Origin of the sequence: Streptomyces lydicamycinicus, assembly GCF_000829715.2 — a bacterium.
GTDB classification, from domain to species: Bacteria; Actinomycetota; Actinomycetes; order Streptomycetales; family Streptomycetaceae; genus Streptomyces; species Streptomyces lydicamycinicus.
In genome coordinates, this window is sequence record NZ_BBNO01000001.1 from 499,307 (window position 1) to 519,575 (window position 20,269).

16 protein-coding genes are annotated in these 20,269 nt (G+C 70.6%); 6 read left to right on the plus strand and 10 right to left on the minus strand.

The window, feature by feature from the left end:
• Positions 1 to 50 precede the first annotated feature (50 nt).
• The 4 genes from TU31_RS02200 to TU31_RS02215 all read left to right on the plus strand — a co-directional run bounded on the left by TU31_RS02200 (position 51) and on the right by TU31_RS02215 (position 5,480).
• A complete protein-coding gene (locus tag TU31_RS02200; RefSeq protein ID WP_042148010.1) occupies positions 51 to 830 on the plus strand; it encodes an isoprenyl transferase in 780 nt (259 codons plus the stop codon).
• A 542-nt stretch (positions 831 to 1,372) separates the two neighbouring features.
• Positions 1,373 to 2,695 (plus strand): RNA 5'-3' helicase PhoH2, encoded by a 1,323-nt coding sequence (gene phoH2, locus TU31_RS02205; protein WP_042148013.1) that lies wholly within the window; start codon positions 1,373 to 1,375, stop codon positions 2,693 to 2,695.
• 408 nt (positions 2,696 to 3,103) lie between these two features.
• The gene (locus tag TU31_RS02210; RefSeq protein WP_042148017.1) at positions 3,104 to 3,802 is read left to right on the plus strand and encodes an aggregation-promoting factor C-terminal-like domain-containing protein; all 699 of its coding nucleotides are present in this window, start codon (positions 3,104 to 3,106) and stop codon (positions 3,800 to 3,802) included.
• Between the two features lie 124 nt (positions 3,803 to 3,926).
• On the plus strand, positions 3,927 to 5,480 hold the full coding sequence (locus TU31_RS02215) for an AI-2E family transporter (RefSeq protein ID WP_042148020.1): 1,554 nt from the start codon (positions 3,927 to 3,929) through the stop codon (positions 5,478 to 5,480).
• 81 nt (positions 5,481 to 5,561) lie between these two features.
• On the opposite strand, the gene TU31_RS02220 is transcribed toward TU31_RS02215, so the two are convergent.
• Positions 5,562 to 6,095, minus strand: coding sequence for an alkyl hydroperoxide reductase (locus tag TU31_RS02220; protein ID WP_042148022.1), 534 nt, complete (start codon positions 6,093 to 6,095; stop codon positions 5,562 to 5,564).
• Positions 6,096 to 6,127: 32 nt separating this feature from the next.
• Positions 6,128 to 6,682, minus strand: coding sequence for a peroxiredoxin (locus tag TU31_RS02225; protein WP_042148025.1), 555 nt, complete (start codon positions 6,680 to 6,682; stop codon positions 6,128 to 6,130).
• Positions 6,683 to 6,814: 132 nt separating this feature from the next.
• Between TU31_RS02225 and TU31_RS02230 the strand changes: the two genes are divergently transcribed.
• Positions 6,815 to 7,774: a hydrogen peroxide-inducible genes activator gene (locus TU31_RS02230; protein WP_078885508.1), complete on the plus strand. Its 960-nt coding sequence runs from the start codon at positions 6,815 to 6,817 to the stop codon at positions 7,772 to 7,774.
• A gap of 40 nt (positions 7,775 to 7,814) precedes the next feature.
• Here TU31_RS02230 and TU31_RS02235 read toward each other — a convergent pair whose 3' ends face one another.
• The 6 genes from TU31_RS02235 to TU31_RS02260 all read right to left on the minus strand — a co-directional run bounded on the left by TU31_RS02235 (position 7,815) and on the right by TU31_RS02260 (position 13,388).
• On the minus strand, positions 7,815 to 8,414 hold the full coding sequence (locus TU31_RS02235; protein WP_042148028.1) for a dihydrofolate reductase family protein: 600 nt from the start codon (positions 8,412 to 8,414) through the stop codon (positions 7,815 to 7,817).
• Between the two features lie 57 nt (positions 8,415 to 8,471).
• Positions 8,472 to 10,877 (minus strand): FtsX-like permease family protein, encoded by a 2,406-nt coding sequence (locus tag TU31_RS02240; protein WP_042148031.1) that lies wholly within the window; start codon positions 10,875 to 10,877, stop codon positions 8,472 to 8,474.
• A complete protein-coding gene (locus TU31_RS02245) occupies positions 10,874 to 11,563 on the minus strand; it encodes an ABC transporter ATP-binding protein (protein WP_042148034.1) in 690 nt (229 codons plus the stop codon). The genes TU31_RS02240 and TU31_RS02245 overlap by 4 nt, the downstream gene beginning before the upstream one ends.
• On the minus strand, positions 11,560 to 12,084 hold the full coding sequence (locus TU31_RS02250) for a PadR family transcriptional regulator (protein WP_042148037.1): 525 nt from the start codon (positions 12,082 to 12,084) through the stop codon (positions 11,560 to 11,562). The genes TU31_RS02245 and TU31_RS02250 overlap by 4 nt, the downstream gene beginning before the upstream one ends.
• Positions 12,085 to 12,153: 69 nt before the next feature.
• A complete protein-coding gene (locus tag TU31_RS02255) occupies positions 12,154 to 12,420 on the minus strand; it encodes a type II toxin-antitoxin system antitoxin (protein WP_042148040.1) in 267 nt (88 codons plus the stop codon).
• Positions 12,417 to 13,388, minus strand: coding sequence for an SPFH domain-containing protein (locus TU31_RS02260; protein WP_042148043.1), 972 nt, complete (start codon positions 13,386 to 13,388; stop codon positions 12,417 to 12,419). Before TU31_RS02260 ends, TU31_RS02255 begins: the two co-directional genes overlap by 4 nt.
• Before the next feature lie 307 nt (positions 13,389 to 13,695).
• On the opposite strand from TU31_RS02260, the gene TU31_RS02265 reads away from it, so the two are divergent.
• Complete coding sequence (locus TU31_RS02265; protein ID WP_042148046.1) at positions 13,696 to 15,966, plus strand: transglycosylase domain-containing protein; 2,271 nt, start codon at positions 13,696 to 13,698, stop codon at positions 15,964 to 15,966.
• 79 nt (positions 15,967 to 16,045) lie between these two features.
• On the opposite strand, the gene TU31_RS02270 is transcribed toward TU31_RS02265, so the two are convergent.
• Entirely contained in the window at positions 16,046 to 17,509 is a 1,464-nt protein-coding gene (locus tag TU31_RS02270; protein ID WP_042148049.1) for a catalase, read from the minus strand.
• Positions 17,510 to 17,692: 183 nt separating this feature from the next.
• Entirely contained in the window at positions 17,693 to 19,837 is a 2,145-nt protein-coding gene (locus TU31_RS02275; RefSeq protein ID WP_423609632.1) for a SpoIIE family protein phosphatase, read from the minus strand.
• Positions 19,838 to 20,269: the final 432 nt, after the last annotated feature.

Consider the following 20,269-nt stretch of genomic DNA (forward strand, 5'->3'; position numbering starts at 1 on the left):
ACCGCCATTGGCACGGAGGGGCTGGACCACACATGCTGCGATCTTCCGGGATGCGCATCCCGTATCCGCCTGCACTGCGCAATCTGGTCTATCGGCTGTACGCGCGCAGGGTGGAGGGTCGCCTGGATCACACCCAGGTGCCCAAGCACATCGGCGTCATCCTGGACGGCAACCGGCGCTGGGCGCGGGCCGACGGACGGACCACCGAGCAGGGCCACCAGGCCGGTGCGCTCAAGATCAGTGAGCTGCTCGGCTGGTGCGAGGAGACCGATGTCGAGGTGGTCACGCTGTGGCTGCTGTCGACCGACAACCTCGACCGGCCCGAGGACGAGCTGAAGCCGCTGCTCGGCATCATCGAGAACACCGTCCGGGACCTGGCCGCCGACGGCCGCTGGCGGGTGCACCACGTGGGCAACCGCGATCTGCTGCCCACCGCCACCCAGAAGGTGCTCAAGGAGTCCGAGCAGGCCACCCACGACAACACCGGCGTGCTGGTGAACGTGGCGATCGGCTACGGCGGCCGGCAGGAGATCGCCGACGCGGTGCGCTCGCTGCTGCTGGAACACGCCGAGCGCGGCACCTCCTTCGAGCAGCTCGCCGAGATCGTCGACATCGACCTGATCTCCGAGCACCTCTACACCCGTGGCCAGCCCGACCCGGACCTGGTGATCCGTACGAGCGGGGAGCAGCGGCTGTCGGGCTTCATGCTGTGGCAGAGCGCCCATTCGGAGTACTACTTCTGCGAGGTCTTCTGGCCGGCGTTCCGGAAGGTCGACTTCCTGCGCGCCCTGCGCGACTACGCCGCCCGGCACCGGCGTTACGGCTTCTAGGGCGAGCCCTGAAGAGCCGCTCCCGAGCCGCTCCCGTTCCGCCAGGCGCGTTACACCCCTTACGTCCCGGACAGCCCTGATTGTCACGGTACGTCACCAGGCCCCGCCGGCCCCATGAACCGCCGGCGGGGCCTCTTCTGACGCACCATCCCCCTGGGGCTCACCCGAATGGCTCCGCCGCTCGGTGATCACCTGTCACCCAAGGTTCATCGTCTGTGCGTCATATGCCGTGGCATGGCAACGAGGGTTCGAGGGAATATCCCTTCCAGGTCGGCGTCAGGAACAAGCCATCAGGCGCCGCATCTCAGCGGGCGGCATGGGGCCGTCCGCCCGGGAGGCCCTTTGCACATCACGGAGGTCCGTGCGTACCGCACGGTCGACGCGGAGGGCCGGCGCTCGGCCCGCGCATCGTGGCCCGAGCCCGGTCCGGTCATTAGATGGCCGGGGGTCCCGGGGACGCCGCCCCGAAGCGGTGGCCCCGGGAGAACACCGCCCCGCGACGCCGTCGCACCCCAACCTCATCCGAGGGGGTTCGTCCATCCGTGGTGAACATCAAGCAGCGCCGTGAGAACGACCGGCGCACTTATGTCCTCGACACCAGTGTCCTGCTGGCAGACCCAGGCGCCATGGCCCGCTTCGACGAGCACGAGGTCGTGCTGCCGGTCGTCGTGGTCACCGAGCTGGAGGCCAAGAGGCACCACCCCGAGCTCGGCTACTTCGCGCGGCAGGCGCTGCGCCTGCTGGACGAGTACCGGGTGCAGTTCGGGCGGCTGGACTCGCCCATCCCCATCGGGGATCTCGGCGGGTCACTCAGGGTCGAGCTGAACCACTCCGACCCCGGGATCCTGCCCGCGGGCTTCCGGCTCGGCGACAACGACTCGCGGATCCTCGCGGTGGCGCGCAATCTCCAGGCCGAGGGGTATGACGTCACGGTCGTCTCCAAGGATCTGCCACTGCGCATCAAGGCGTCCTCGGTCGGGCTGCTGGCCGAGGAGTACCGCGCCGAGCTGGCGATCACCGACTCCGGCTGGACGGGGATGGCCGAGCTGACCATCTCCGCCGAACAGGTCGACGACCTGTTCGCCGCCGAGACCACCCATGTCCCGGAAGTCTCCGAACTTCCGGTGCATACCGGACTTGTGCTCCAGTCCGAGCGCGGCAAGGCGCTCGGCCGGGTCACCTCGGACGGCGCGGTCCGGCTGGTGCGGGGCGACCGGGAGGCCTTCGGAATCCACGGCCGCAGCGCCGAGCAGCGGATCGCGCTGGATCTGCTGCTGGACCCGGACGTCGGCATCGTCTCGATGGGCGGGCGGGCCGGTACGGGCAAGTCGGCGCTGGCGCTGTGCGCGGGCCTGGAGGCCGTGTTGGAGCGCCGGCAGCACCGCAAGGTGATGGTGTTCCGGCCGCTGTACGCCGTCGGCGGGCAGGAACTGGGCTATCTGCCGGGCAGCGAGGCGGAGAAGATGAGCCCCTGGGCGCAGGCCGTCTTCGACACGCTCTCCGCGGTGACCACCAAGGACGTCATCGAAGAGGTGGTGGGCCGCGGCATGTTGGAGGTCCTGCCGCTGACCCATATCCGCGGGCGGTCGCTGCATGACGCGTTCGTCATCGTGGACGAGGCCCAGTCACTGGAACGGAACGTCCTTTTGACGGTTCTGTCCCGTATCGGCGCCAACTCGCGCGTGGTGCTGACCCATGATGTGGCGCAGCGCGACAACCTCCGGGTCGGGCGGTACGACGGCGTGGTCGCGGTCGTCGAGAAGCTGAAGGGGCACCCGCTGTTCGCCCACGTCACGCTGAACCGCTCGGAGCGCTCGCCGATCGCGGCGCTGGTGACCGAAATGCTGGAGGACGGCCGGATCTGACCGGTTGTGAAGACGACGCCGCCCGGCGAAGCGAAGGAGCTTAGCCGGGCGGCGTCGTGCTGCGAGTGGATATCCGAAAATCGTTTGCCGTAAACGAGGTGTGAGCTTTCACACCCAGCGGGGAATTGCCTCCCGGCGTCCCCGTCGGGCAGAGTCTGGGTCCTGTCAGGCCCCGCATACGGCAGCATCAGCACCCCCAGCGGTGTGGAACGAACACGAACTTCATAGCGAAACGCCGTATGCCGCCCGAGCATCACGCGGACCCCGAGGGGGACGTACCGGGCCAGTGCCTCCCGTGACCAGCCGGACCCATCCGTTCAACCGGGCCCGGAACAAGGGGAGACCAGCGTCAGGGGCACGATTGCGTCCGCGAGGTCACCTATGCGGACGATGCTGGAAGGAAAACGTGTGAGCCGGATCTCGGTCCGGGGATTCGCCGTGGCATCCGCCACCGCGGTCACCACCGTCGGCGCCGTGGTCGGCGTCGCTGCGGGCAACGAGCCTGCCTCGGTCAGCAACACCGAGGCCACCGCTGCCGATGCGACGATCGCCGACATTCCCGCGGGCGCACAGGCCCAGGTGCAGACGGCTTCCCTGACGCAGCAGGCGGACGACCAGTCCACCCAGGCGGACACGGCAGCGCTGAAGTCCGCCCAGGAGTCGGCACGCAAGGCCGCAGCTGAGACCGCGAAGAGCAAGAAGGACGCCGCGGACGAGGCGAAGGCGAAGAAGGACGCCGAAAAGCGCGAGAAGACGCTGGCCGCTTCCCGGTCCGCCACGCGCGACGCGAGCGACTTCGTCTCCAAGGGCTCGTACACCATCGCCGAGACGCAGTCCATGGCCCGCCAGATGATGGCGAGCGACCAGTTCCAGTGCTTCAGCAACATCGTGGACCACGAGTCCGGCTGGAACTACAAGGCCACCAACGCGGGCTCGGGCGCCTACGGGCTCGTGCAGGCGCTGCCCGGCTCCAAGATGGCCTCGGCCGGTGCCGACTGGCAGACGAACCCGGCCACCCAGATCAAGTGGGGCCTGAACTACATGAACGACCGCTACGGCAGCCCCTGTGGCGCCTGGTCGTTCTGGCAGGCGAACAGCTGGTACTAGGCCGTAAGCCGCACCACCGCACTTCCGAAACCCCCGAACGCGTCCGCGTCGGGGGTTTCGCGCGTGCCGCACAGGTAACGTCGTGCCGTCAGCTTGTGGCGCGTGGGAGGGGAAGAGGAAGGACATGTCCAGATTGCCTCAGTGGGTCGGTGGCCTCGGCGCCGGTCTGACGCGGCTCTCGCAGCGGCTGGAGGAACAGCGCCGCCGCGCGGAGGCCTCGATGGGGGTCTCCCCTGGAGGGGGCCCGTCAGACTCCTTCGGGGAGGCCGGCGACCCGGATGAGCTGAGGCGTGCCGAGCACGCGGACGCTTCCGCGGCCGAGAGCTCGGCGGACGACGGCCCGGCGGGTGACCGTTCAGCGGGCGACCGTTCGGTGGGCACGCTCACCGTTCCCCGTACGCAGCTGCCCGCGGCGGTGGACGGGGTGCCGGGGCCCGGGGCGGAGCAGGAGCCCCCGGCGGCCGCGGGCCGCCCGCCGGAGTCCGTGCCCGCCCCGCCCTCCTACGCCCCGGCCGTCGCGGCCCGCCCCGATCCGGTCGACGCGGTGCCGTGGGGCGTACGCGTCGCCGCCGAGGCGGGCTGGCGGCTGCTGGTGCTCGCCGCCACCCTGTGGGTGCTGGCGCGCGTCATCACCACCATCGAACTCGTCGTACTGGCCTTCATCGCGGCCACGCTGATCACCGCGCTGCTCCAGCCCACCGTGGGCTGGCTGCGTGCGCGTGGGCTGCCGCGCGGGCCGGCCACCGCGCTGACCTTCATCGGCGGGTTCGTGGTCATGGGCCTGGTCGGCTGGTTCGTCGTGTGGCAGGTCCAGGACAACATCGACTCGGTCTCCAGCCGTATTCAGGAGGGCATCACCGAGCTCAAGGGCTGGCTGCTGAAGAGCCCGTTCCATGTGACCGAGAGTCAGATCAACCACATCGCGAAGAATCTCCAGGATGCGGTCGGCGCCAACACCGAGGCGATCACCTCGGCCGGGCTGGAGGGCGTCACCGTCATCCTGGAGGTGTTCACCGGCATCCTGCTCGCGATGTTCACCACGCTCTTCCTGCTCTACGACGGCCGGCGGATCTGGAACTGGCTGCTCAGGCTGGTCCCGAGCGCGGCCCGCGAGGGTGTGGCAGGCGCCGGCCCGCGGGCCTGGCGTACCCTGACCGCCTATGTGCGCGGCACGGTCGTCGTCGCCCTGATCGACGCCATCTTCATCGGTATCGGGCTCTACTTCCTCAATGTGCCGCTGGCCGTCCCGCTCGCCGTCTTCATCTTCCTGTTCGCGTTCATCCCGCTGGTCGGCGCGGTGGTCTCGGGCGCGCTGGCCTGTGTCGTCGCGCTGGTCGCCAACGGGGTGTTCACCGCGCTGATGGTGCTGGCGGTGGTGCTGGCCGTCCAGCAGATCGAGGGCCATGTCCTCCAGCCGTTCATCCTGGGCCGGGCGGTCCGGGTCCATCCGCTCGCGGTGATCCTCTCGGTGGCCGCGGGCGGGCTGATCGCGGGCATCGGCGGGGCGGTCGTCGCGGTCCCCCTGGTGGCGGTCACCAACACGGTGGTGGGCTACCTCCGTTCGTACTCCACGGAGCAGGCGCTGCGGATGTCGGTGGCCCCGCGCGGTGCCACCGCGCTCGGGGTGGCACCGACGCCGCCCCCGACGCCGCGCCCGTCCGGGGAGCCCCGGGAGTAGTCCCCGTGCACCGGACGCACAGAACCCCCGCAGACCCGAGGTCTGCGGGGGTTCTGTCAGCTGGTGTCCGCGCTGCCGGAATTACTCGGCGAGCGCGGCCTCGGCGTCCAGCGTGGCGCCGACGGCCTGAAGGACGGACGCGATCTTGACGGCCTCCTGGATCGTCTCGCGGTCCACACCGGCCTTGCGGAGCACCTGCTCGTGCGAGTCCAGGCACATACCGCAGCCGTTGATGGCCGAGACGGCCAGCGACCACAGCTCGAAGTCGACCTTGTCCACGCCCGGGTTGCCGATGACGTTCATCCGCAGACCGGCACGCAGGTTGCCGTACTCCGGGTCCGACAGCAGGTGCCGGGTCCGGTAGAAGACGTTGTTCATCGCCATGATGGCCGCGGCCGACTTGGCGGCGTTGTACGCCTCGGCGGAGAGGTTGGCCTTGGCCTCCGGCTCCAGCTCGCGCAGCACCTTCGGCGAGCGCGAGGCGATCGCGCAGGCCAGCACGGTGCCCCACAGCTGCTGCTGCGGCAGGTCGCTGTTGCCGATGACCGAACCGAGGTTCAGCTTGAGGTCCTTGGCGTAGTCCGGTACCGCGGACTTCAGTTCGTCGAGAGCCATGTCAGATCTGCCTCCAGTTCGCTAGCGGAGTGTCACTCGCCCGAGAGCAGCGCGACCGGGTCGAGGGTGTCGTCGCCCTTGGACCAGTTGCAGGGGCACAGCTCGTCGGTCTGGAGCGCGTCGAGGACCCGCAGGACCTCCTTGGGGTTACGGCCGACGGAGCCGGCGGTCACCATGGTGAACTGGATCTCGTTGTTCTGGTCGACGATGAAGACGGCGCGCTGCGCGAAGCCGTCCTCGCCCTCGATGCCCAGGTCGCGCATGAGCTCGTGCTTCGAGTCGGCGAGCATCGGGAAGGGCAGGTCGGTCAGGTCCGGGTGGTCCTTGCGCCAGGCGTGGTGCACGAACTCGGAGTCGCCGGAGAAGCCGAGAACCTGGGCGTCACGGTCGGCGAACTCGTCGTTCAGCTTGCCGAAGGCGGCGATCTCGGTCGGGCACACGAAGGTGAAGTCCTTGGGCCACGCAAAGACGATCTTCCACTTGCCCTCGTAGGTCTTGTGGTTGATCTGCTCGAACTCCTGGCCCTTTTCCAGCGAAACGCAGGCGGTCAGGTCGAACTCGGGGAACTTGTCACCGACAGTGAGCACGTACTCTCCTTGTTGCGCAGAAAGTCCCTTTTGAGGACTTTCCTTGAGGCTTGGACGGGTTACACAGTGCCACAGCTGCCATTGATCAGGGAAATAGCTAGACTGGTTGATGTTGATCGGAGGTGGTTATCAGTGGCGTCACCGGCAAACCTGGGCGGCCGGCCCCGCCAGCCCAGCCTGGCCCAGCTGCGAGCGTTCGCGGCGGTGGCCGAGCATCTGCATTTCCGCGAGGCGGCGGCCGAGATCGGGATGAGCCAGCCCGCGCTGTCCGGGGCGGTCTCCACGCTGGAGGAGACCCTCGGAGTGCAGCTGCTGGAGCGTACGACGCGCAAGGTGCTGCTGTCGCCCGCGGGGGAGCGGGTGGCCGCGCGGGCCCGTGTGGTCCTGGAGGCCGTCGGTGATCTGATGGAGGAGGCGGAGGCGGCTCGCGCGCCCTTCACGGGCGTACTGCGGCTCGGTGTCATCCCGACCGTCGCCCCGTATCTGCTGCCGGCCGTGCTGCGGCTGGTCCATGAGACCTACCCCGACCTGGACCTCCAGGTGCACGAGGAACAGACCGCCTCCCTCCTGGACGGCTTGGCTCATGGCCGCCTCGACCTGCTGCTGCTCGCCGTCCCCCTCGGCGTCCCCCAGATCGCCGAACTCCCGCTCTTCGACGAGGACTTCGTCCTGGTCGCCCCCAAGGAGCACTGGCTCGGCGGCCGCGGCGACATCCCGCGCCAGGCCCTCCAGGAGCTGGACCTGCTGCTGCTCGACGAGGGCCACTGCCTGCGGGACCAGGCCCTGGACATCTGCCGCGAGGCCGGCCGCGACGAGAACACCCCCGTGACGACCAGCGCCGCGGGCCTGTCCACCCTCGTACAGCTGGTCGCCGGCGGACTCGGCGTCACCCTCCTGCCCCGCACCGCCCTCCGCGTCGAGACCGGCCGCAACGACCAGCTCACCACCGGCTACTTCGCGGACCCGGCCCCCTCCCGGAGAATCGCCCTGGCCATGCGCACGGGCGCCGCCCGCCAACAGGAATTCGAGGAGTTCGCGGAGGCGCTGCGCGGGGCGCTGCGCGGGCTGCCGGTGCGGATCGTGAAGGAGTGAGGGCCGGGGGCGGCGGTCACGGGGCAGGGCCCCGCGACGCTCAGGCCGCGCCCGCCCGCGTGTACGTCAGGAAGGCCGAGCCGCTCTGGAGGACGGTGTGTTCGGTCAGTTCCCAGGTGTGCGGGGCGAAGGCGGTGTCCGGGGAGAAGAGCGGGATGCCGCTGCCGAGGGTGAGCGGGCTGAGTTTGACGATCAGCTGGTCGATCTCCGGGTAGAGCGCGCCGGCGAGTGCGCTGCCGCCCAGCAGCCAGATGTCCTTGCCGTCCGAGCCCTTCAGCTCGCGTACCTTCGCCACCGGGTCGGTGGCGACCAGCTCCACCGCCGGGTCCGGGCTCTGCGTCAGGGTCCGGGAGAACACCAGATGCCGGAGATGGGGGTAGGCATCGGTGATCCCGGCCCGCAGGCCGATTTCGTAGGTGCGGCGGCCCTCCAGGACGGTGTCGAAACGGGTGCCCTCGCCGGTGATGCCGAACGCCGACCGGGCCTGCACGGGCAACACCTCAGGGAGCTCGGCGGCCAGATGCTTGACGTAGTCGTCGGCGATCGGCCAGAAGCCGTCCGGACCGGTGGGGTCCGCGCCGTCAGGGCCCGCGATGAAGCCGTCGAGAGTGGAAGCGATGCAGTAGACAAGTCGACGCATAAAGGGCCCCCCTTGGGCAGTTGATGTGCACTGCTGCGCCGGAATGATCTCGCAGATTCACTCCGTCCGCAGGCCGTCCGGGCGCATCAGGCGCCACAGCGGCGGCAGGCTCAGCGCCGTCACGAAGAGGATCACGCCGCCGCCGATGCCGGTCATCCCCGCCACCACCGGGATGTCCACCGTCACCGCGCTGTCGATCACCGTCAGCAGCAGCGTGCCCAGCGCCAGGCCACAGCCCAGTGCCAGGCCCAGGCCGAGGACGACCGGGAGGGCGGTCTGCCAGAGCACCGACCAGCCCAGGGTGCTGCGGCGGGTGCCGTAGGCGTCGAGGGTGGACAGCAGGCGGCGGCGCTCGTGGAGCTGTTCGACGGTGGAGATGATCAGGCCCGAGCCGATCAGCAGCAGGGTGATGACGGCGCCGGCGAACAGGCCGTTGCGGACGCTGGAGTACTGCGCGTCATGCGGATTGTCGACCGCGGAGAGCTCGGCCATCGTCGGGTCGATATGGGCCGCGGTGTTGCGGATGTGCTCCACCGCGTCCGGGGTGCCACGGTCGAAGTCGACCTGGTACTCCGCGCTGGGGAACCGGAAACGGCCGATGTCGACCGCGGCGGGGGTGGCCAGCAGGTCGTAGCGGACGCGGTCGGGGGCGCGCCCGGGGTCGCGCAGCCGGGCGTCGCGCGCCGCCGTGGGGACCGTCCAGGGGTGGGGCCGCACCGGATCGCTCTTGTCGTACGGGGGGTTGAGATCGAGGGTCGCGCCGGGCGTGAGGCTGTGGCCGCGGGCGCCGGTGAGGAAGACCTCGCCGTCCCGGCAGGAGTCCAGCCGGGCAAGGGTGCGCAGCTCGGCGCAGCTGCCGATGGCGATCGTCGCGAAGCGGTCGGTGGACCGGGCGGGCAGCAGGTCGGCGTTCGCGTCGATCGTGCCGCGGGCCGCCGTCACCCCGGGGGTGGCCCGCAGTGCGGTCAGCGCCCGCTGGACCTGTGGCCAGTCACGGGCGTTGCCCCACAGGCCGATCCGCGGCAGCTTGCCGGACTCGGCGTAGGCCTGGGCGTAACCGGCCTGCATACCGGTCAGCAGCATATGGATCGCGATGGCACCGGCCACCGCGACGGTGATGCCGCTGACCGCGCGGGTAGCCGAGCCGCTGTTCAACTGGAGCCGTCGGACGGCCAGTTGCCAGGAGACCGGCCCGCCGTGCAGCCGGCCGACCACCGCGTCGACCAGCCAGGGCAGCAGCGCGGTGACGCCGAGCAGCAGCAGCAGCGCACCGGCCGCCAGCCGGAGGGTGTTGACCGGGGTGTCCCGCCACGGGGATTCCCGGGCCAGCGGCACCAGCAGCAGGGTGCCCACGGCGGGCAGGGCCAGACGCCACCACAGCCGGCGGCGGACCGGCGGGCGCCGGCGGACGATGCCCAGTGGCTCGACGGTGACCCCGCGCTGTGCGAACAGTGTCACCGCCACCGCAGCCGTCGGCACCAGCACGGCGATCAGTGCCACGGCGAGCGGGCCGGGGGCCACGTCCGAGGGGAAGACATTGATGTCCCACAGCGTGATCACCGAAGCGAACTGCCGGCCGCCCAGGAACAGCGCCCCACCCGCCACCAGCCCCAGCAGCGAGCCGAACAGCGCCTCGCCCGAGGCGATCCGGCGGGTCGTGGGGACATCGGCGCCCACCAGCCGGAGCGCGGCCAGCCGGCGCTCCCGGCGTTCGTTGCCGAACCGTACGGAGGTGCCGATGAAGACCAGCACCGGCGTCATCAGCGCCACACACGTCATGATCACCAGGACCACGGCGGGCGCCCGCATCGGCGCCGGGTGCCAGTTCTTGCCGAAGTGGTCGATGCGATAGCCGTCGGGCGCGGCGAGGGTGGCGCTCTGCGCGAAGTAGGTGAGTTCCCGTGGGCCGCTCAGCCCGTCGTCGCCGATGACACCGGCCACCCGGTGGTCCAGCCGGTCGCGCAGCAGTGCGCCCTCGGGGGAGTCCAGCAGTTCCTTGAGCGCGGGGGAGACCAGCATCCGGCCGGGGCCGGGGAGTTGGCGTACACCCGGCGGCACCGGCGGATGCGCGCCGTCCGGGCGCACCACGCGGCCACGGACCGGTAGCCCGTGGAAGACGGTGTCGGTCGAGGCGTAGCGCACGGTGTCGTCGGCGGGCGGCGGTTCGTGCACCTGGCCCAGGTTCTCGCGGGCCTTCTCCCGGCCGTGCCAGGCGTCCATCAGGGTCGGCACGGACGCGCCGAGCAGCAGGACGGCCACGCCCAGGGCGACGCCGGCGGCCGTCAGCGCCGTACGGATCCAGCCCTCGCGGCCGCCGCCGGCCGCGAACCGCATCCCCATCGCGAGATCCCGGGCCCAGGCGCCGGGGCCGGTGCGCGGGGAGGCGGGCGCGCGGTCGTCGCGGTGTCCGCCGTCGTCGCCGGGCCCGTCGTCGCGCCCGGCCCGCGAGCGCAGCGGGCTCATACCAAGCCCGCCAGAATGTCCTTCACTTTGCCGTCGCGGACGACGATCTCCCGGTCGGAGTACGCGGCGACCCGGGCCTCATGGGTGACCAGGACCACCGCGGCGTTGCTCTCCCGGGCGGCGTCGGTCAGCAGGTTCAGCACGCGTTCGCCGTTGAGCGAGTCCAGTGCGCCGGTGGGCTCGTCCGCGAAGACGACCCGCGGCCGGGTGGCGAGGGCGCGGGCGACCGCGATCCGCTGGCCCTGGCCGCCGGATATCTCCCCGGGCCGCCGGTCGTGCACGGACTCGACCTCCAGCCGCTCCAGCCACTCGCGGGCCTGCCGCTCGGCCTCCTTGCGCTTGGTGCCGTTCAGCCGCAGCGGCAGCGCCACGTTCTCCAGCGCGGTCAACTCCGGCACCAGCTGCCCGAATTGGAAGACGAAGCCGAAGTCGGTACGGCGCAGGGCGCTGCGCTGCGCGTCGCTGAGGCCGGTCAGGGTGTGCGGGCCGTAGCGGACCGTACCGGCGTCCGGGCTGATGATCCCGGCCAGGCAGTGCAGCAGGGTCGATTTGCCGGAGCCGGACGGCCCCATGACGGCGACGACCTCACCGGGGTGGATGGAGAACTCCACGCCGTCCAGCGCCGGTGTCGCCCCGTAGGACTTGTACAGCCCCTCCGCCGCGAGCAGCGACCCCTCGGGTGTCATGGACGGACCGCTTCCGCCAGCTTGTCCAGCCGCGCGGCGGTCAGCTCCAGCCAGCGCAGATCGGCTTCGAGATGGAAGAGCGCATGGTCACAGATCAGCTGGTCGGCGAGGTCACCGGTGCGCTTGCGCTCGGTCAGCCCGCGCATCAGCCGCAGATGCTCGGCGCGCTGGCCGTCCAGCAGCTCGGCGGCGTTCCGGCCGGTCAGCAGCGCCAGGACGATCTTCGTGTAGAGCGTCGACTGGAGATACGGCTCGGGCTTCTCCGGCCGGGCCAGCCACTGCGCGACATCCGTGACCCCGGCGTCCGTGATCGCGTACCGCTTCCGCTCCGGCCCGGCCCCGGCCTCCACGGCGTCCACCTCGACCAGCCCGTTCTTCAGCAGCCGGGACATCGTGGAGTAGACCTGCCCGTAGTGCAACGGACGGTCCTGCCCGAAGTGTTCGTCAAAGGCCCGCTTGAGGTCGTACCCATGGCGCGGACCGGACTCCAGAAGGCCCAGCAGCGTATGACCGATTGACATGGCGCACACCCTACTCGGGGGTGTGTCGGCGGTGTATACGCGTGGCGTATAGCGCCCGGTCGGTCCGCGTCAGTCCCCGTCCGGCTCCTTGGGCGGCCGCCCCCGTCGCGGTATCGCCCCCGCTCCCTTCGGCAGCCGCCCCGCGTCCGACAGTGCCTTGCGGAGCAGGAACTCGATCTGGGCGTTGGCGCTGCGGAGTTCGTCACCGGCCCAGCGGGCCAGGGCGTCATGGATCAACGGGTCCAGCCGCAGCAGCACCTGCTTGCGCTGCTGCGGCCGTCGCGCGGGGGCCCGCTCGCTCTCGGCGCCGGGCCCCTCGGGGGTGTCGGCACTCACTGGTAGAGCGAGCCCGTGTTCAGGACCGGCTGGGCGGCCCGGTCGCCGCACAGCACCACCATCAGATTGCTCACCATGGCCGCCTTGCGCTCCTCGTCCAGCTCGACGATGCCCTGTTCGCTGATCCGTGCCAGCGCCTGCTCGACCATGCCGACGGCGCCCTCGACGATCTGCTGGCGGGCCGCGACCACCGCGCCGGCCTGCTGGCGCTGGAGCATCGCGGAGGCGATCTCGGGGGCGTAGGCGAGGTGACTGAAGCGGGACTCGATGATCCGTACGCCGGCGGCCTGAACCCGGGCGGTCAGTTCCAGGGCCAGCTTCTCGGTGATCTCCTCGGCGTTGCCGCGCAGCGAGAGGGCGTCCTCGTCGTGGGCGTCATAGGGGTACTCGATCGCGATGTGCCGGACGGCCGCTTCGGTCTGGGTGGCGACGAACTCCAGGAAGTCGTCGACCTCGAAGAGCGCCTGGGCGGTGTCCTCGACCTGCCAGACCACGATCGAGGCCAGCTCGATGGGGTTGCCGTAGGCGTCGTTGACCTTCAGGACGGCGGTCTCGTGGTTGCGCACCCGGGTGGAGATCTTCCGTGCGCTGGTGAGCGGGTTGACCCAGCGCAGACCGTCGGTACGGATGGTGCCGACGTAGCGCCCGAAGAGCTGGATGACGCGGGCCTCGCCGGGCGCGACCATCTTCACGCCGGTCATGCAGAAGAACGAGGTGAGCAGCAGCACGACGCCACCGATGATCATCGGGACCGCGGCCGCCTTGTTGCCGCCGTCGCCGAGTATGCCGCCGACGATGATCACGGCGATGCCCAGCGCGACACCGAGCACGGTCAGCAGCAGGGCCAGTCCGCCGCCGATGCTGTGCGCCGGGACCTCGCGGACCTGCGGTCTGGGCATCTCGGGGGCGTCGACGGTGAGGTCGTCGCCGGCGCCGCCGGTGCGGTCGGCCGAAGTCTGGTCGGTCATGGGGTCCCCGTTTCTCCAGGTGCGGCGGGTGATGTCCACCGCATTTGGTGATGTCGCTGGTCTAGCAAAGTGATAGCACTTTAACCGTTGGCGAGTTGCGGCGTCCAGTGCTGTGCGGGGGCTCTCCGGCGGTAAGACCCCAGGTGAGGGCGGGGCGACGCGCAATACCCACCCCATGGTTCCGTCGCGACGGGTGCTGTTTGTCACGTCAGGAAAAGCCTTGATCGATGAGTATTTGTTTATAGATGCGGTGTTAGCTTCAACAGCTGAGTTAGCTGGGGGCGGAACGACTGGAGTTGCTGAAGCGATGGGCCGAGCGGAAGCGAGACGGGCGCGACAGGGGAGCGCTCGCCGTGCCAAGCAGACAGACAAGAAGTCCGGCATACGCCGCTTCTTCACCTGGAAGAAGCTCCTCGGGGCCTTTCTCGGAGTGTGCCTGCTGGGCATCCTCGGATTCATCGGCCTGTATCTGTACGTGGACATCCCCAAGGGCAACAGCGCTGCCAAGCTGCAGAGCAATGTCTACAAGTACGCCGACGGCAAGGTCATGGCGCGGGTGGGCGACGTCAACCGCGAGACGGTCCCGCTCGACCGCATACCCAAGGACGTCCAGCGCACCTTCGTCGCCGCGGAGAACAAGTCCTTCTACGACGACTCCGGCGTCGACCTGAAGGGCACCCTGCGCGGAGTCCTCAACACCCTGCGGGGTCAGGGCAAGCAGGGTGGCTCGACGATCACCCAGCAGTACGTCAAGAACTACTACCTGAGCCAGGAGCAGACGGTTTCCCGCAAGCTCCAGGAGATCGTCATCTCGCTCAAGGTGGACAACAAGTTCAAGAAGGACGAGATCCTCGCCGGCTACATCAACACCAGCTACTACGGCCGCGGCGCCTACGGCATCCAGGCCGCCGCCCAGGCCTACTTCCGCAAGGACGTCGAGAAGCTCACCGTCTCGGAGGGCGCCTACCTCGCGTCGCTCCTCCAGGCGCCGAGCCAGTACGACTGGTCCAGCGCGACCGAGGCCGGCAAGAAGCGGGTCAAGGAGCGCTGGGCGTACACCCTCGACAACATGGTCGAGATGAAGTGGCTCTCCGCGGCGGACCGGGCCAAGCAGAAGTTCGAGGTGCCCCAGGGCCCCAAGCCGCTGCCCGGCATGAGCGGCCAGACCAGCTACCTGGTCAAGCAGGCCAAGCAGGAGCTCTTCGCCCAGGGCGTTGACGAGTCCGAATTCGAGGCCGGCGGCTGGACCGTCACCCTCGGCATCGACAAGAACAAGCAGAAGGCGCTGGAGAAGTCCGTCAAGCGCAAGCTCACCGACGACCTCGACCCCAAGAAGCGCAAGGTCGACGGGGACGCCCAGCTCGGCGCCACCTCGGTGGACCCCAAGACCGGGCGCATCGTGGCGATGTACGGCGGCGACGGCTATCCGAAGCACTACACGAACAACGCCACGCGCTCCGACTACCAGCCCGCCTCCACCTTCAAGCCGCTGATCCTGGCGTCGGCGATGGAGAACAACGCGGTCACCCAGGACGGCGTCCCGATCACCCCCAACACGATCTACGACGGCCGTAACCGCCGCCCGGTCGTCGGCGGGGACATCCCCTTCGCGCCGCCCAACGAGGACGAGCACCCCTACGGGAAGATCAGCGTCCAGACGGCGACCAACAACTCCGTCAACGCGGTCTTCGCCCAGATGGGCGCGGACGTCGGCCTGGAAGAGATCAAGAAGACCGCGGTCAGCCTGGGCATGGACGGCTCCAAGATCGACGCCAAGCCCGCGATGACCCTGGGCACCATGGGTGCCAGCCCGCTCCAGATGGCCGGGGCCTACGCCACGCTCGACAACCACGGCAAGAAGGTCACCCCGACCCTGGTCACCAAGGCGGTGCACCCGGTCGACGGCGTCGAGACCTCGGTCCCGCTGAAGAACCCGATCGGCGACCAGGTCCTCAGCCGCCGGACCGCCGACACCCTCACCTCGGTCCTGACCGGTGTGGTCAACGACGGCACCGCCTCGGAGGCCGTGAAGAACACCGCGTACGAGGCGGCCGGCAAGACCGGTACCTCCGACGACAACAAGTCGGCGTGGTTCGTCGGTTACACGCCCAAGCTGGTCACCGCGGTCGGCATGTTCGGCGAGTCCCCCAAGGGCGGCACCCAGGTCACCCTGAAGGGCACCGGTGGCGGCGGCCGGGTCAACGGCGGCGGCTACCCGGCCCGGGTGTGGGCGGACTACACGGAGTCGGCGCTGGGCGGCAACACCGGCGCGGAGTTCGACCTCGACACCGACCTCGGTGCCGGCGTCCCGCCGACCCCCACCCCGACGCCGAGCAAGACCCCGTCGGCCTCCCCGTCGCCGTCCGAGACGCCGAGCAAGAGCCCGTCGCCGACCCCGTCCAGCCCGAGCGGGCGGCCGACGGACACCACGAGCGGCAAGCCGTCGGACCCGGCCACCCCGACCGACCCCAGCTCCTCCCCGCCGCCCGACGGCACGGACGGCGGGGACACCGGCCGGCCGACCGGCGGGAACGCCGACGGTGGCAAGGGCACCAACAGCCTGCCCGACTTCAACTGACGCCGGCCCCGGCACACCGCACCGCGGCCCCCACCTCGTTGGTGGGGGCCGCGGTGCGGTGTCAGCGGGGGACGGAGCCTCAGCCGCCGTTCACCTTGTGGGCGATCCGGTCGCCCACGTTCTTGTCGATGTTGCGCCAGTACTGGAGCGCGCGGTCCAGCACCGGACGGCTGACGCCGTTGAGGAGATGACCGGACACATTGCCGACGAGCCGGTCGCGGGCCGCGTCGTCGAGGACCTGGCGGACCATGGTGCCCGGCTGGCCGAAGTCGTCGTCATCGCGGCGCAGTGTGTACGCCTCGCGGACCATTTCGCCGCCGGTCTCCCAGCCCGCGGGCTCCCCGTAGCGCAGGGTGTCCGCTGCCGGACCGCCGTAGCTGTTCGGGGCGTACGGCCGGGCCGCACGGGACGGCTCGTACCGCATCGGGCCGTCCTTCGCGTACGTGTGGACGGGCACATGCGGCCGGTTGGGCGGCAACTGGGCGTAGTTCGGGCCGATGCGGTACCGGTGGGTGTCCGCGTACGAGAACAGCCGGCCCAGCAGCATCTTGTCCGGTGAGGGACCGACACCCGGCACCATGTTGGACGGCTCGAACGCCGCCTGTTCGATGTGGATGAAGTAGTCCTCGGGGTTCTGGTTGAGCGTCATCCGCCCGACCTCGATCAGCGGGTAGTCGCCGTGTGGCCACACCTTGGTCAGATCGAACGGGTTGAACCGGTAGTCCGGGGCGTCCGCGAACGGCATGACCTGCACATACAGCGTCCACGACGGAGCGTTTCCGCCGTCGATCGCCTCGAACAGATCGCGCCGGTGGTAGTCGCCGTCCTCGCCGGCGATCCGGTCCGCGTCCGCCTGGGTGAGGAAGTCGATGCCCTGGTCGGTCTTGAAGTGGTACTTGATCCAGAACTTCTCGCCGCCGGCATTGACCCACATATAGGTGTGCGAGCCGTAGCCGTTCATGTGGCGGTAGGTCTTGGGGATACCGCGGTCGCCCATCAGCCAGGTGACCTGGTGGGCCGACTCGGGCGAGAGTGTCCAGAAGTCCCACTGCATGTCGTTGTCGCGCATCCCGTTGTCCGGGCGGCGCTTCTGCGAGCGGATGAAGTCCTGGAACTTGATCGTGTCACGGACGAAGAAGACCGGGGTGTTGTTCCCCACCAGGTCGTAATTGCCGTCCTGGGTGTAGAACTTCAGCGCAAAGCCTCGGGGGTCGCGCCAGGTGTCGGGGGATCCCTGCTCACCCGCGACGGTCGAGAAACGGGCCAGCATCTCGGTGGTCTTGCCCGGCTGGAAGAGATCTGCCCTGGTGAACTGGCTGACGTCGTTGGTGACCTGGAAGAAGCCGTACGCGCCGGCGCCCTTGGCATGCACCACTCGCTCGGGGACCCGCTCGCGGTTGAACTGGGCCATCTTCTCGATGAGGTAGTGATCCTGGAGCAGGATGGGGCCGTCCGGGCTCACGGTGAGTGAGTGCTCGTCGCTCTCCACCGGAACGCCGGCGTTGTTCGTTGTGCGCGGGACGTTGTGCGCGGTGCTGGTCATGGAGGAGCGCCTCCTGTTTCGACGACGGGGAGCAGGGGGTCGGTCAGTCCCGAATTAGGGCAGTCAGTCCCTTACGCCCACCCAAGCAGTGAACTCCCCGGACGGCATGTCGGCAAGAGTTGGACCCCGTCCGGTCTCAGACGGGGTCCAACATGTGGGACGCGGCCGGGCGCCCGGCAGACCTCAGCGGCGCGGCGTCCCCGGCGGCATCGACAGCTCGAACCAGACGACCTTTCCCATGCTCAGACGGGTCGCGCCCCAGCGTCGCGCCATCCGGTTCACGAGGTAGAGACCCCGCCCGCCCTCGTCCGACGGCCGGGCCTGCCGGAGCCGCGGCAGCTGCGGGACATCGTCACCGACCTCGCAGCGCAGCACGTCCGTGCGCAGCAACCGCAGCGTGATCGGCCGCTCCGCATACCGCACCGCATTCGTCACCACCTCGCTGACCAGCAGCTCCAGCTGGTCGGTCAGCTCGTCCAGGCCCCAGCGCGCCAGCGCCCGCCGGGCCAGCCGCCGGGCCTGACCGGCCGTCTGCGCCTTCGGGTCCAGATACCAGTACGCGACATCGCTGGGCGCGATCCCGTCGAACCGGGCCGCCAGCAGCGCGATGTCGTCATCGCGGTCGCCGGGGCCCAGCATGTCCAGCACCTCGTCGCACATCGGCTCCAGCGGCGGCGGATTGGGACCGGTCAGCCGGGCCGTCTCGGCCAGCCGCTCCCGCAGCTGCTCGATCCCGGTCCACACGTCCCGGATCCGCGACTCGACCAGGCCGTCCGTATAGAGCACCAGCGTGGCGCCCGCCGGGGCGTCCAGCTCCACCGCCTCGAAGTCCACCCCGCCGACGCCGATCGGCGCGCCCGACGGCACCCGCAGCACCTCGGCCCGCCCGCCGCGGTGCAGCATCACCGGCGGCGGATGGCCCGCGTTGGCGATGGTGATCCGGTGCGCGACCGGGTCGTAGACCGCGTACATGCAGGTCGCCATCCGGTCCGTGCCCAGCCGCTGGGCCTGCTCGTCGAGATGGTGCAGCACCTCCTGTGGCGGCAGATCCAGCCCGGCCAGCGTCTGGGCCGTGGTCCGCAGCTGGCCCATGATCGCGGCCGAGGTCATCGAGTGCCCCATGACATCGCCGACGACCAGCGCCACCCGGCTGCCGGGCAGCGGAATCGCGTCGTACCAGTCGCCGCCCACCCGGGCCGTCTCGGCGGCCGGCAGATAGCGGCTGGCCAGCCGGACGCCGGTCGGCTGCGGCAGCGAGTCCGGCAGCATCGTGCGCTGGAGCGCGTCGGCGATATACGCCTCGCGGCCGTAGAGCACCGCCTTGTCCACACCCAGCGCGGTGTGCGTCGCGAGCTGCGCCGCCACCAGCAGATCGTCCGGCTCGAACGCCGGCCGGTCCGGGCGGCGCAGGAACACCGCCGCGCCGATCACCCGGCGGCGGCCGCGCAGCGGCGCCAGAATCACCCGGTGGCCACCGGGCAGCCGCGGATCCGGCCCCAGCAGCTCGGGCAGCGCCGTCCGCGCCGCCTGTGCCTCGCCGAACAGCGGCCGTACGCCCCGCAGCACCTCGGCCAGCGGACCGCCGGGCTCCACCTCGGCCAGCTCCGCCGCGCTGCCGCCCATCGCCGGGCCCAGATCGGGCTGCGCGGGCAGCATCGGCAGCCGGCCGCCGTTGGTGTCCGGCTCCTCCGGAATCCGGTCGGTACGGCGCAGCCGCAGCACCACCGGACCGGTCGGCCGCTCATCACCCACCGGCAGCGGATCCCGCAGATAGACCAGGATGGCGTCGGCGAACGTCGGCACCGTCGCCCGGCACAGCCCGAGCACGATCTCGTCGAGGTCGATGCCCCGCGCGATCCGCCGCGTCGCCGCCCCGATGAAGCGCAGCCGGTCGCCGCCCGCCTGCCGGGCCGCGGCCACCTCGCCGCTCTCGCCGGGGTGTGCCGAGCGGGCCGGGGGAGGGGGCAGCGGGCCCGGCGGCGGACCGGCCGGTGCGGGCACCTGCTCCCCGGTGGCCTCCCCGGCCGCCGGCCGCGACACCTCACCGTGCGGGGCACCCGAGGCCGCCGGCCGTCCGCCGTGCGGCGCCTGCTCCGGCACCGACCCGCCCGGCTCACCGCCGCGCGGCCGCGACCGTCCGGCGCCGGACGGACCGCCGCCCTCCCGCGGCCGCCCCACCCCGTCACCGCCGTGGTGCGGGCGTTGCCCGTGGCGCGGCCCCTCACCCGGCTCGGGCGCCTCGGCGCGGCCCACCGCGCCCTGCGCCACCCGCCGTCCGGCACGGGCCGTCTCCCGGTCCGCCCCCTCCGGCCGTCCGCTCGCAGGCATGGACACCTCCCCGTACGAGTCGCCGTACGCCTCCCCATACGGGACCGAGGCGTCGCATGCGGCGGGATGGCCGCCGCGGTGCGTGGCGGAGTGCTCGGTGGCACGCCCGCCGGAGTGCCCGGCGGCGCTGTCCGCGTCCGCCGACGGGTCCCGCCGCGCCGCGCCGTGGTCCGCGGCCGGCTCGCCGTCGTCACGGCCGGCCGGTGAGCCCGCCGAGGCCGTGACGGTGACACCGGCAAGACCTATGTCGTCACCGCCGCGCACCGCGAAGCCGGTGCCGGGCACCGGCACGCAGCCGGCCGTGCCGGGCTGCTGCAGGGCGCTGCGCGGGTCGGGGACCGCGCCGAGCGGCGCCGTCCCGGCCGGCCCCCGGGCAGGGGACAGCGAGGACGCGGCGGTCGGTGCCGACTGCCGCGATTCGTGGGAGGTGGG